Annotated in this window: 8 protein-coding genes and 1 tRNA gene; 5 read left to right on the plus strand and 4 right to left on the minus strand. The window is 37.4% G+C overall.

The genetic code is table 11. The features are described from left to right. Nucleotides 1-10: 10 nt before the first annotated feature. Nucleotides 11-1,069 (plus strand): hypothetical protein, encoded by a 1,059-nt coding sequence (locus ACTJIV_RS05990; protein WP_440626295.1) that lies wholly within the window; start codon nt 11-13, stop codon nt 1,067-1,069. A gap of 854 nt (nt 1,070-1,923) precedes the next feature. On the opposite strand, the gene ACTJIV_RS05995 is transcribed toward ACTJIV_RS05990, so the two are convergent. Further along, nucleotides 1,924-1,997: transfer RNA gene (locus ACTJIV_RS05995), tRNA-Arg, on the minus strand. Between the two features lie 59 nt (nt 1,998-2,056). On the opposite strand from ACTJIV_RS05995, the gene ACTJIV_RS06000 reads away from it, so the two are divergent. From ACTJIV_RS06000 to ACTJIV_RS06010, 3 genes are read left to right on the plus strand one after another with little or no spacing between them, the layout of a single operon-like run. After that, nucleotides 2,057-3,103, plus strand: coding sequence for an ABC transporter substrate-binding protein (locus ACTJIV_RS06000; protein WP_440626297.1), 1,047 nt, complete (start codon nt 2,057-2,059; stop codon nt 3,101-3,103). 44 nt (nt 3,104-3,147) lie between these two features. After that, complete coding sequence (gene mtgA, locus ACTJIV_RS06005) at nt 3,148-3,792, plus strand: monofunctional biosynthetic peptidoglycan transglycosylase (RefSeq protein WP_111954729.1); 645 nt, start codon at nt 3,148-3,150, stop codon at nt 3,790-3,792. Nucleotides 3,793-3,805: 13 nt separating this feature from the next. Further along, the gene (locus ACTJIV_RS06010) at nt 3,806-5,836 is read left to right on the plus strand and encodes a recombinase (protein ID WP_111954731.1); all 2,031 of its coding nucleotides are present in this window, start codon (nt 3,806-3,808) and stop codon (nt 5,834-5,836) included. A gap of 125 nt (nt 5,837-5,961) precedes the next feature. On the opposite strand, the gene ACTJIV_RS06015 is transcribed toward ACTJIV_RS06010, so the two are convergent. From ACTJIV_RS06015 to ACTJIV_RS06025, 3 genes are all read right to left on the minus strand, one after another. Continuing rightward, nucleotides 5,962-6,258 (minus strand): DciA family protein, encoded by a 297-nt coding sequence (locus ACTJIV_RS06015; RefSeq protein ID WP_111954733.1) that lies wholly within the window; start codon nt 6,256-6,258, stop codon nt 5,962-5,964. A gap of 62 nt (nt 6,259-6,320) precedes the next feature. Further along, on the minus strand, nt 6,321-7,424 hold the full coding sequence (gene recF / locus ACTJIV_RS06020; RefSeq protein WP_111954735.1) for a DNA replication/repair protein RecF: 1,104 nt from the start codon (nt 7,422-7,424) through the stop codon (nt 6,321-6,323). 3 nt (nt 7,425-7,427) lie between these two features. After that, a complete protein-coding gene (locus ACTJIV_RS06025) occupies nt 7,428-8,183 on the minus strand; it encodes a hypothetical protein (RefSeq protein WP_440626301.1) in 756 nt (251 codons plus the stop codon). Between the two features lie 18 nt (nt 8,184-8,201). On the opposite strand from ACTJIV_RS06025, the gene ACTJIV_RS06030 reads away from it, so the two are divergent. After that, nucleotides 8,202-14,093 (plus strand): alpha-2-macroglobulin family protein, encoded by a 5,892-nt coding sequence (locus ACTJIV_RS06030; RefSeq protein ID WP_440626303.1) that lies wholly within the window; start codon nt 8,202-8,204, stop codon nt 14,091-14,093. Nucleotides 14,094-14,135: the final 42 nt, after the last annotated feature.

Here is a 14,135-nt window from a genome sequence, read left to right on the forward strand (position 1 = left end):
AATTAAATCAATGAAAAGAATAATTATACTATTTATTTTTTCTTTAGGATTATCTATACCTTCTCTGGCACAAAAGCCATTAATTGGAATAGGAACGGCTAATCCTCGAGCAGTATTGGATATAGTTTCCACTAATAACGGAATCTTAATTCCCCGTCAAGCCGCTTTTCAGATTGAAAGCATGCAAAATCCTGATGAATCAGAGCTGGCTTATTCGTTAACAGATAACGGAGTGATAATTACCAGAAAGGGATTTTGGTATTTTCGTTCAGGAACCTGGTTTCCTCTTACAGGAGACGGGAGTAATAATGAAAACATTTATACTGTAAACGGGACTTTAACATCAAACCGGCAAGTCAATCAGGATGGAAAACAACTTAATATAGGTCCGGGATTCCTTTATCTGGATGGAACCTCTTCTACTATGGGAGTACTTACTACTTCTCCCACTCAAACCATTGATGTAGACGGTACTGTCAGAATTCAAACTCTTAACAAGGTAGCCGGTGTTATATCTACTGCGCAGGGTGTACTTATGCATAATCCTGACTTTTTTGATGTGGGAGATGTAAAACCTTCATTGATTACAGCCGATCATGATGGGTGGTATCTGCTGGACGGAAGAAATATTAGCACACTTCCGGAAACAGCCCAAAATAATGCAGCAAATATATTAGGAATAACCACGTTGCTGCCCAATGCGGCAGGTCGATATTCTATGGGAACCACAGCAGCTCCCGGTGCAGTTTCAGGAAGTAGTACAGCAACTCTTACCAGGTCCAATCTACCCAATGTCAACCTCAGCTATACAGCCGATGCGGAAGCGGGGCATTCCCATACAATGACTTATCAAAGGATCAGAACTACTACCGCGTTTGGCGGCGGAAATAATATCCATGTATACTGGCTCGCAGGAACGGTTGTCGGAGGCGGGGGATTCTATAATATAACTTCTTCATCAATCGGACATAATCACACTTATACGGTGAGCACCGGAGGAGCTGCAACTCCTATCAACATACAGCCGGCAGCATTAAACACTAATTATTTTGTTTATTTAGGGCAATAACAAATCTACTAAATCATGAATGGGATACAATTAAATTGAAAGGGTGGGTAGTCTGTTTTTGAATTGTAAATGAATTAGGCTGGTAATACTACTTTGATGACCAAATATTTTTTTAAATATCTTGCAGAATAGCTCTTAAGAATAACATTGTGAGTTGGCTGATTACAGATGGAATTAATTGGAATATTGATCAAACAAATTTCACAGCTTTGCAAAGTTTGTAACTTCGGACCACATACTATTTTTTGATAGCTTGATTTAAAGAAAAATAAAGAATATAGAGCCAACAGAACGAAACTTCAGAAAATAAGTCCTAAATCAGAATGTGGAATTATGGATTGCTATACAGTAGCCGACATAACCGATTATCTGGACAGCTATCTAGGTTTTTCATTATCCAGATGAGAATCTAACTCCGCATCAAGCATCTGTTTTACAGTTTTCCTATGCAGTTCTTCGAGGAAACATAAGTATGTCTAGAATATGGCAATATCAAATTATGTTATTTCAAACGAATACAAGATATATCGTCTTTGTTATTTTAATTTTACATTTGTTAATATTAATCTATTAAAAGATAATTAGGCTCTCTATCGGCTTAGGGGGTAGAAGATAAGATTAGCAAAGCACTAAAAATCGTTGGAAATATTTCAGAGAGATATATAAAAGCTAGCACTATGGATAAACGAGCGATCGTGAGTTTGATATACCCTGAAAAGATAATTTTTAAATGGAAGCTATTTTCAAACTACCAAAATTAACTCTTTTGTTCATGCTATCTTATTGATTAGAGGGGAATTATCTCAACAAAAAAAACGGGAATTTAAATTCAAAAAATCTAAATCCCCGTCTTGTGACCTCGACAGGATTCAAACCTGTAACCTTCTGAGCCGTAATCAGATGCGCTATTCAGTTGCGCCACGAGGCCGTCGTTTCCTTGATGTTTTAAGGTTTGCAAATATAGCACTTTTTTCTTTTCTTTGAAAGATGAAACAGAGAATTTTACTTTTATTTACGGTTATAGCGCTAATCTCCTGTAAAAGAGAACAAAAAAATTCGTCCTCGGACTGGACCAACATATCCAGTCGGACCCAATTTAAAGAGCATGACGGCCTTTTAGAGTTGAAGTCAGGAAATTTCACCTATAATTTTAAATCAAGTCAGACTCCGTTTAAGAGAATTATCCTTTTAAATGCAAGCATGGCAGGGTACATTTCTGAATTGGGAGCCGAAAATCTGATTGTCGGAGTCTCAAGTCCGGAGTACATTTATTCAGAGAAAATTCAGAATCTGTTAAAAGAGGGTAAGATCCAGAATGTAGGGAGTGAACAGAAATATGATGTGGAAAAGATCATTTCCATGAAGCCGGATGCTGTTTTCACCAATTATATCGCAAGTTTTGACAATGCCTACCAACTCCTGAAAAATAATGGTATTCAGGTGGTTTTTCTGGATGAATATATGGAGCAGCTTCCGTTAGAAAAAGCAGCCTATATCAAGATTTTTGGAGAATTTTTCGGAAAAGAAAAAGAAGCTCAAGCTAAATATGAGGAAATTGAAAAGAATTATAATCACCTGAAGCAGCTGGCACTGAAAGCAAAAGAAAAACCTATGGTGCTGGCCAATGAAATGTACGGAGATGTATGGTATCTTCCGGGCGGAAAAACCTCTGTGGCCAACTATATTACAGATGCCAATGCTTCCTACATCATGAAAGATAATAAAGAAGAAAAGTCTCTGACGATGAGCTTTGAAGAAGTATATGCCAAATCAGGCCAAGTACAGTATTGGATAAATGCAGGTAATCACACTTCAAAAAAAGAAATGTTGGCCGGTAATCCTTTCTACGGAAAGCTGGAGGTATTCAACAAAGGAAAAATCTATACCGTTGCCGGAAAAGAAAAACTGAAAGCCAATGACTTTTTCGAAAGTGGTGCTGTACGGGCCGATCTTGTCCTGAAAGATTACATCAGAATCTTCCATCCCGAACTTCTTCCGGAATATCAGTTAATCTATATGAAAGAGCTTCAATAACTCGGGCGAATTGCTTATTTTTGCAGTTCTTTTTAAACAAAATTATGTGGAAAAAAGTTAAACAGGCTATCTTTATTATTCTTGTCCTGAATGTAGTTTTTATTATTTGGGGCAGATTCTTTAATCCGCCGATTACCATCACGCAGATTGGAGGTCTTTTTGAATTTGGAAAGCTGCACAGGGATTATATTTCCTATGATGAAATGGGGAATAATGTTAAAAAAGCGGTCATTGCTTCAGAAGACCAGAAATTCTTTACTCATAACGGCTTTGACTATACAGCCATTGAGAAGGCAATGAAGAATAACGAGAAAGGAAAGAAGATCCGTGGCGGAAGCACCATTTCCCAGCAGACTGCAAAGAATATTTTCCTTTGGCAGGGAAGAAGCTGGCTCAGAAAAGGGCTGGAGGCTGTTTATACCTTCATTATCGAGAAAGTATGGAGTAAGGATATCATTTTAGAAAGATACCTGAATTCCATCGAAATGGGACAGGGCGTATTTGGAGTAGAAGCTGCGGCTCAGTATTATTTTGGAAAATCATCCAAAGATTTAAGTGCTTCGGATGCAGCATGGATTGCTGCCGTATTGCCTAATCCAAAGAAATATGATCCTAAAAATCCATCCCCTTATTTAAGAAAGAAACACAATTGGATCATGAGACAGATGAGGAATGTGAGTTTGAAATAGTATCTTTGCCCCAATGAAATTTTTTAATTCCAGCACAAATTTTGAGTCAGTTCTTAAAAAATATTTCTCTTTTAAGAACGAGACTATTTCTTTAGAACCATTTGCCGAGTTTTTAGAGAGCATTAAAAGGGCAGATTTTACAGATGTCCTTAATTTTCTGAAAAATAATCCGGATTTTGCTGAGAATTTTAAACATTACATCCATAATATTTTCAAAGGAAGACCTTTTAACCTTTCCCTTACTGAAGCCAATATTCTGTCAGAAAATGCTTTCTTTCCGGAACTTAAAAAAAGAATCCTTAATAAAATACTTCCGCCCGTAGAAAATGAAAAAACGGTGTGGTACATGATTGATAACGTGAGTTTCAGGCCCAAAAGCGATCTGAAATATCTTCACAACCTGCCGGAGAATGAAATTGATGAGTTTTTAAATCTTCTTGGAGCTACAGATTTTATCATTAAACCGAATGTCAAGAAAGAACTGATCTTCTCTATGAGCATTCTTTCCTGGCGTGTTACAGGGATGGCTATGGAAGTTGAGGTCGTAAGAATGGCGCCCCAGTACAGAAACCTGGATAATCCTTTTCTGGCACTTCAGAATGAGCTGGAAGCACTCACCGAAGACCTTAAAAATGATCCGGGGCTGCAGCTTCATTCCAAAGACAGCCGCTACAAGCAGATCAAGATCTATACAGAGCACTGTCATGAATTTGTTAATATTGCTTTTAAAAATTCTGCTAAATATGGGATTTCCGGAAAGATCAATCAGTCGCTGCTGAAGATCCGTCAGCAGACCGAAAGGATCTATGAGATCGTACAGCTTTTAGTGATTGATAATGAACAGGATATTACTATAAAATCTAAACAGCTGATCTTTAATATACTTAACTACAAATCCCATAAAAATAATATTGCAGACCTGATTAACGACAGCACACGTCTGCTCTCGCATCTTATTACCAATCATACGGCAGAAACCGGTACCCATTACATTACATCTACCCGGAAGGAGTATATGACCATGTTTTATAAAGCCAGTGGAGGTGGAATTATTGTTGGTGCGCTTTGTGTTTTGAAAATGCTTTACGGTTATATTCCCGGAAGCGATTTTTCACATGCATTTTTATATTCGATGAACTACGCTATGGGGTTCATCATGATCTATCTGATGGGTTTTACGCTGGCAACAAAACAGCCCGCAATGACTGCTGCTACGATGACCAAAGTCTTGTCAGAAGAGGGCAACAGCAAACGTAATAATACTGAATTTGCCCATCTTGTATCAAAGCTTTTCAGGAGCCAGTTCATTGCCTTTGTGGGCAACGTGCTTCTCTCATTTCCGATTGCGCTGGCGATCATTTATGGGTTGGATGTATTTTTCTCTCAGAATTTAGCTGTAGAACGATCAGATAAATTATTAAAAGACCTTGATCCGTTTAAGTCAAAAGCTATATTACATGCCAGTATTGCTGGATTTTACCTGTTTATTTCAGGAATCATTTCAGGGAATATAGGAAACAATTCCGTGTTTTACCAGATTCCGGAAAGAATTGCAAAAAACCTCTCTATCAGAAGCTTTTTAGGAAAGAAATTTGCGAAAAGCTTATCTAAATATTATGCTAAAAACTGGCCGGGAATCGTTTCCAACTTCTGGTTTGGAGTATTTTTAGGGGCAACAGCTCCGGTGGGGTTATTTTTCGGATTGGACCTTGATATCAGGCATATTACTTTTGCTGCCGGAAATTTTGCTTTAGGACTTTACGGAAAAGACTTTTCAGTGGATTCCTATACCTTCTGGATATCGTTCTTCACCGTTTTCCTGATTGGATTCTTCAATTTTCTGGTAAGCTTTAGTCTGTCTATGTTTTTAGCGTTCAGATCAAGAAAAATGAACTTTGGACAGGTGAGTGAAATTTACAGGGAGATTTTCAGGTATTTTGTAAAGCATCCGTTTAAGTTTTTCTTACCTTTAAGTTCAGGATTGGATAAAAAAGCAGATGATTTGATGAGCAATACCATTGCTAATAAACCGGAAGAACACTAATTTTTTTGACTAAAGCATCTTGAATACTTTGTTGGAAGTTGTGTCCAGCATGCCCATTCATTCTGTTAGCGCAGCAAATGCTCTAAAATTAACGGGTTGTTCTAATTATATTTTTGATAAATAACCTATAAAATACGAATATCATTGAATTTATCCTCTCCAAACTTATCCTGAAACTTTTTAAGATAAAAACTTTTCCGCATCTGAAAGTCATGTTTAAGCAAAGGAGAATCAATCCTGATCATAATACATTTGTCTTCAATATTAACGCTCTTGATCTCTTTAAAAAGGCTTTCATCCAGATAATCTTCCAAAAAATCCTTAATTTCAAAAGCGATCAGTTTATGTTCAAAACCATGAATCCTTGCAAAAGATTTTACAAGTTCTGAGGATTGAAATTCGCGTTTTTTATTCTTCTTCATAGGGTGATTTTCTGGGTTTGGGGCTTGGCATCTGATATTCGAGAAATAATCTTAAAACTTTATCAAACCTCAAAAATTATACTTTCCTCATTAATTTTCTTCACCACACTTTCGGTACGTTCCCTGTGTGTATCTGTAATAAAAATCTGCCCGAAACTTTCCTGATTAACCAGCTCGATCAACTGGGAAACACGTGTGTCATCAAGCTTATCGAAAATATCATCAAGAAGAAGGATCGGAGTTTTTTTCGTTAGCTCCTTCACAAGACTCATTTGTGCCAGCTTTAAAGAGATCAGGAAAGATTTTTGCTGTCCCTGTGAACCTATTTTTTTGATCAGCACATGATCCATTTCAAACAGAAGATCATCTTTGTGAATTCCCTTTGAAGTATAAGTCAGCATCCGGTCTCTTTCAAGGCTTTCCATTAAAAGTGTCTGAAAAGCTTTCTCAGGCTGAGCAGAGTCAAAGCCTTCACTTAAATCAGACTGATAGTAAACAGAAACCATTTCTTTTCCTCCGGAAATAATTTTATAAAAATTCTGAACAATAGGCCCCAGTTTCTCGACAAAATTTCTTCTTTTCTCAAAAATATTGGTCCCGAATTTTGAGATCGGGGCATCATAGATTTCCAGAGAATCCTTGTCCCAGGTTCTGTTTTTTGCGAAATATTTTAACAGTGCATTTCTCTGCTGTACCGTTTTCTGATATTGAATCAGGTCAAAAAGATATTCCGAATCGGTTTGGGATATCATAGAATCCAGAAATCTTCTCCGGCTTTCCCCCGAATCTGAAATCAGGTTGGAATCATATGGTGAGATCATTACACTTGGCAGATAGCCGATATGGTCCGCAAGCCTGTCATAGCTTTTATCATTCTTTTTAATGATCTTTTTAGCCTCTTTGGGCTGAGAAATCTTGATAATATCTTCACTGTCCTCATTCTGGACTTCAGCATCAATAGTGAAAAAATCTTCTTCCCTTTTGATGTTGTTAAAATCAGTATTCCCTAAAAAACTCTTGCCTACCGATAAATAATGCAGCGCATCCAGGATATTGGTCTTTCCGGCGCCGTTGTTTCCCACAAAACAGTTGATTTGCGGAGAAAATTCAAACTTCTTCTCCGAATGGTTTTTGAAATTGTAAAGGGAAAGCTTTTTGATAATCATTCGTCAAAAATACTCCATTATTAGTAAAAATAAAAAAGGAAGTGCAGAACAGGTTTCTATCCCGAAAGAAAAATATGCGTCATCTCTTTTATTTTCAGAGAAATAGATCAAAATAAAGGTCATAATTCCCGATAGAAAAAATGCAGTCCCGTAAACCGGTCTAAGGTAAAATGTGGCAATAAGCATGCTGATAAAGACAAGCATGTAGGCAATGTATTTTGTATTCTGAACGCCTATCAGCTTTGGAAAAGTCTGTACCGTATCACTTTCTATGTCCCGGATATCGAAAGGCAGGACGAGTGCTGTTATAAAAAAGAAGCTGATCAGAAAAATAGGAAAACTGAATTCCGGCAGTGTAAGCCAGCAGTTGACCAATGCCCAGACCAGACCAACATAAAATACTTTCAGCAATGGAATTTTCCGGATATAGACCTCCAGGAAAAAACTGTTGTAAAGTAATCCCAGAACCACAATAATAAACCATTTCAGAAGTCTTATTTCATTATGGTTATGAATGATGAGAAAAGCACAGACAATGCCTGCTGCTGCATTCAGAATAAGTATTTTAAAAAAGTGTCTGGTATACTGGTATTTCGTGTAAAGATAACCGCTGAAATAAGTGATGAAAATTAACAAGATAGTGGGGAAACGGAATGTGTTTTGCTCTTTCATGAAAAATACTGCAAATAAAGTTCCCATAATGGAGACATAAATTTGGCTGTCAATGACAGTTTTTTTCAGTATTTTTAAGAAGTTCATTTATCAAAAATAACATTTATGAAAAGATTTTCCAAGATTTTTATGCTTTTGCTTCTAATGCTGAGCTTTTCGGCGGTCTCCGCACAGAAATATTATGACGACCAATGGAAGAAAGTCGGTGAAAATAGTACCAAAGGTGCTTATAAATCTAATCTACCCATTATTTTAGACATCCAAAACCACGCAATGAAAGAAAATAATGCGATCCAGCTTATCCGTTCCCTGAAGGCAGAATTCAGTATTGTGAATCTCACCGGAGATGACGATAAAAATGATGCAGCCTCTCAGTTTTTCACCAAACTTAAAGATGCCCAAACTAAGCTTAAAGGCGAAGAAAGACTCGTATATGACGTTCTTCTGAACGGATTCTTTATGGATTATTACAACCAGAATTCTTGGGAAATACAGGGGCGAACGAATGTCAATTCTCAGGATCTGTCTCAAATAGAAACCTGGAGCAAACTGGATTTCAAAAATTATCTGACAAAAAGCTATCAGACTCTTGATCAGCAGAAACCGGATATGAAGAAAATCGCTCTGGTGAAGTACAAAAATATTTTTACAGAGGTCAAGGATATCACTTATTTCCCGACTTTACTTGAATGGTATTCTATGAAAAAGATCGGTTTCCTGTCTGAAAATGGACTTTTTACTAAAAATGAACTTACTGAGAACAGAACACAGATCAATGCTACTTTTGATGAACTGATTGCGCAGAACAGCGGAAATCCCAAGCTGTTTTTTATGAGGGAAAAACTTACTGAAAACTGTAACTACAGTCAGTGTAAAGATAAGCTTGAACAGCTTCAGAGCCTTTTAAAGTCTGATACAGAAGGAGATTATAAAGTGCTCATCATGGAAGATGTTATGAATGAACTTATTGCTAAAAAGAAAGATAAAGAAGCTTTGGCCATTGCAGCCCAGGCCAAGAATCAGTATCCGAAATCTTCATTCATCGAGAACATAAAAAATAAAGAAAATCAGATTACCAATCCGTTTCTTACCATTAAATATGAGCAGCAGACTCAAAATAATGTACCGATTCATTTTGTAGCGGACCATAAAAACGTGGCAGAATTTTCACTGAATATCTATGAAGTAAAAGAAGATTTTACAACATTGATGCAGTATGTACAGAATTCTTACAATAATACCTTTGGAAAGGTTAAAAAAAGTCTGGTAAGGAAAGAAACCTTTCAACTTGGCGATTCCAAAGACTATCAGGTTCATAAAACTTCGTTGGAGATCAAACTTTTGCCTTCTGGAATTTACGTTGTGGAATATGCTGTTGCAGGATCTGAGGTGAAAGACAGTGATTCAAGACAGAATTTCTACTTCTTGGTTTCCGGAAACAGAATAATTTACCAGACAAAAACAGACAGAAACCAGCTTTCTAATACACTGAAGCTGGTCAATAGTGAAAACGGTAAACCTGCAGCGAATGAAAATCTTACTTTCTATGAATTTGTTGCTAATAAAACTTTAAATAAAGTTGACGGAAAAACTGATGCTAACGGCGTTTTCAAATTTCCTTCCACGGACAGCAAAGAATATTACAGAACTTTCCTGATCCGTCAGCCAAAGACCAACGATTTCCAGATCATGCAGGTGTATGGAAATAACGGAAATGCAGAAGATTATAACCCAAACAAGCAGACCCGCACCCTGGCACAGATCTTTACAGACAGAGCGATCTACAGACCGGGACAAACTGTTTATTTCAAAGTAATCAATACTAAGATAGATAAAGAAACAGAAGCTGTAATTTCAGGTTTAAAACAGAAAATCACACTTCTGGATGCCAACAGTCAGGAAGTTTCTTCTCAGAATTTTTCAACCAATGAATTCGGTTCTTACCATGGAAGCTTTATCCTTCCTAAAGGTCAGCTGAACGGAGTTTTTTACCTGAGAACAGAAGAGGGATCCCAAGGGTATAAAGACATCAGAGTTGAAGAATACAAGAGACCGAAATTTGAAGTGACTTTTGATCCTATAAAAGAAGAGTACAAATACGGACAAACCATAGAGCTGAAAGGAAAAGCAACTATGTTCTCAGGAGTAGCTCTTAGTAATACAACCGTTAACTACGAGATCAGGAAGCACAATATCAGGTGGAGGTATTTCTGGTGGTACCCTCAGGGTGACGATAATGAAAATTCCATTCTTGGAGAAGCTAAAACCAATGAGAAAGGAGAATTTGTGATCCGTCTTGATCTTAAAAAAGATGAAAAACTGGAAGGAATCCAGATTGATAACTATGAAATCAATGCTTCGGTAACGGATATTAATGGGGAAACCCAGTCTGCGAATACACAGTTGAAAGTAGCTTCAGTTTCTCACTATATTAAAGCTGAAGGAATCAAGAATACATTCAGTGATGAAAATGTAAAATTAAAAGTAGAAACCCTGAATTACAATGAGCAGGATCTTAAAAAATCATACAACGTAAAACTGTCAAAACTGGCGGTACCGAACAGGATTTTCAGAGATAACTTTGCTGCAGAAGTTCAGAATCTTCCAAAATATTCCAAAGAAGAATTCATCAGCAAATTTCCGCACGACCTGTTTGATAAAAATGACGAAACGAAAAATTGGAAAACAGAGAAAGTACTTTCTGAAAAACAACAGCAGCCTTCTACAGAATTAGACCTTGGAAAACTGGAAGCAGGAGATTACCAGCTAGAACTGTATAATATCGAAGGAAAAGACACGATAAAATCTTCTCAGAATTTTAGTATCTGGGATAAAGGAGCTTTAAAACCTTCACAAAAAACCTTCCTGACGGTTATTGAACCTAAAAATCAATTTTCAAGAGGAGAGAAGGCTAAAGTGTATGTGTATTCTGCAATTCCGGATGCGCTTGTCAATGTATTTGTTCAGGACGGTTCAGGAAAAACAGTTTCTGAAGTACACCCTCTGAAAAACGGAGTTTTAGAGTACACAACAGATATTCCGAAAGACAAGGGCGTGACAGTACTGAATATCCAGTTCCAGATTGCGGCATTCAATGATGTGCAGACCCAAACTGTTACTTTAAAAATAAAAAATACTGAGCAGCCTTTAAAAATTGAAACCGTTACTTTCAGAGATAAGCTGGAGCCGAACTCAAAGGAAAAATGGACGGTGAAAGTTTCAGGAAACGATAAAGAAAAAGTTAATGCTGAAGTATTGGCCAATATGTACGATATGTCACTGGATCAGTTTGCTGTGAATAGTTTTAGCTGGCAGAATTTATATACGCCATATTCTATTATTACATCTTACGATATCAGACAGTATCTGCTTCAGCAATACTATCAGAAAAGGCTGAAATATTATAATGGAAAATATGTGGAGATACCGAACTTTAACTGGTTCGATGGTGATATATATCAAATGTATACTCAAATAGAAACAACAACGGGTGTAGCTAATCAGGAAGGGGTGAAAGCTCCGGCATATGCACCACCTCCATCACCTATCGCAAGAGATGGCAGTGCCCGTGAAGTTGTATTAGCGAAAGCAAGTGCGATGAAAGTGAGTGCTGCAGGAGTGCAGGATACTGAGGCTGATCAAGCCTTAGATAAAGAAGGTTCAAAAGAAAACCTGGAAAAAGTTCCAGTACGTCAAAACCTGAACGAAACCGCATTCTTCTATCCCGATCTGAAAACAGATGCAGAAGGAAACGTAAGTTTTGAATTCACCTCTCCGGAAGCATTAACGAAATGGAAACTGATGTTCTTAGCTCACACCAAAGATACCAGAGCAGCAGTATTGGAAAAGCAGGTAGTGACACAGAAAGAATTCTCCGTAACACCAAATTATCCGAGATTCCTAAGAGAAGGCGATGAGCTGAATCTTCAGTCAAAACTTTCTAACCTTACCGATAAAAAATTAAGCGGGTCAGCAGAACTTCAGATCCTGGATGCTTTTACGAATGAAAATATTTCGTCTAAATTTGGAATCAGTGCAGGAACGCAGAATTTTAATTTAAATGAAAAAGGAAACAGTGCATTAACATGGAAGCTTAAAGTTCCGAATAATGTGTCTTCTATCATTTTAAAAGTGGTGGCTAAAGCAGGAGCTTACTCAGATGGAGAGCAGCAGGCGGTTGCTGTACTTCCGAACAGAATGCTGGTAACAGATGCGGTACCTGTGTTTGTGAAAGAAGGCGAAACCAAGACATTTGTTCTGGATAACCTTACCAATACAAACTCTGCGACCATCACGAATGTTTCCAATACCCTGGAGCTGACCACCAATCCGATCTGGGAAATCATGTTTGCATTACCAAGTCTGAAAAATGATCAGAACAGCTCAGCTGATGTGATCTTCAACAAATGGTTTGCAGATGTACTGGCTTCTGAGATATTCAAAGCCAATCCGAAAATGAAAACTGTTTTCGAAGAATATCAGAATAAAGGACTGTTGAATTCAAATCTTGAAAAAAATCAGGAACTGAAACAGCTTTTACTGGAAGAGACTCCTTGGGTGCTGGAAAGTAAAAATGAAGACGAGCAGATGCAGAAACTGGCTCTGTTATTTGATGCCAATACAATGAGAAATTCAATCAGTCAGGACTGGGATGATCTTAGAAAGCTTCAGAATCCTGATGGAGGCTTCTCATGGTATCCCGGATATCCAAGTTCTTACGGAACATCGCTGTACATCCTTAAAAACCTGGGTAAGATCAACAAATGGTTAAAAGATAATGCTAAAGATTATCAGGGAACAGAACAGAAAGAGTTTGTAGCCAAACTGGTTAAGTATGTAGATAACGAGATCGACAAATACTGGGATGTGAAAAAGGATAATATCTGGAACAACTGGGCCATTGATTATCTTGATACCCGAAACTATTGGGAAAAAGAATATCCTCTTAAAGGAAAAGGAGCTTCTTTGAAAACACTGGTAAAACAGAAAGCAAAAACGGCTAAAATCACGGATTTCACTTTCTTCGGACTTCACCGTACTGCTTTACTGATGAATAATTACGGCTTAAAAGACGTTTCAGATAAATTAATGAACTACCTGAAAGAAACCTCTGCCGATACCAAAACTCAGGGCGTTTACTGGAAACAGAACTTAAACGACTGGGGTTGGTTCGGATCTAAAGTAGTAAATCATGCAGGAGCTTTAGAAGCATTCAATACATTAAAATCCAATGATCAGAAGTTCATTGAAGACATGAAGATCTGGCTAATCACACAGAAAGAAGTCAACTCATGGGGAAGCTCAAGGGGAACTTCAGAAGTGATCTTCACGATTTTAAACTCAGGAAAATCATGGACAAGTGCTGAAAGTGATAAAGCAACGATCGTTTGGGGTGGAAAAGAATTGGTTCCACAAACCCAGGCTACAGGTTATGTGAAATCAACAGTGAAAACTGATGCAATAAATAAGAATTTAGGAACTGTTACCGTTACCAAACCGGGGCCGGGAATTGTTCAGGGTGGATTATTCTGGCAGTATTATGAAGATTTAGACAAGATTAAATCTTCTGAAAACTATATCTCTATCACCAAGGAACTTTACAAAAAAGTGAAAACAGTGAATGGAGAAGAACTTCAGAAAATTTCAGCAGACACTCCTTTAAAAGTAGGCGATAAAGTAACCGTAAGAATGATCCTGAATACAGACAGAGCTATGGAATTTATTCATATTAAAGATATGCGTGCGGCAGGATTTGAACCAACTGATGCGATGTCAGGATACCAGTGGAAAAACAGCTTAGGCTATTATCAGTCTACCAAAGATGCTTCCACGAATTTCTATATCCAGTACATGCCGAAAGGAAAATATGTTTTTGAATATGACCTTGTTTCCAATGCAGCCGGTAAGTTCTCCAACGGGATCACTACGATGCAGAATTACTATGCTCCGCAGATGAATGCCCATACAAAAGGAGCCCAAGTTCAGATTTTGGAATGATTTTTGGCTATAGGGAAGTAGTAAAAATTTTTAAAATAAAAT

This window comes from Chryseobacterium sp. 22532 (assembly GCF_052044665.1).
GTDB classification, from domain to species: Bacteria; Bacteroidota; Bacteroidia; order Flavobacteriales; family Weeksellaceae; genus Chryseobacterium; species Chryseobacterium lathyri.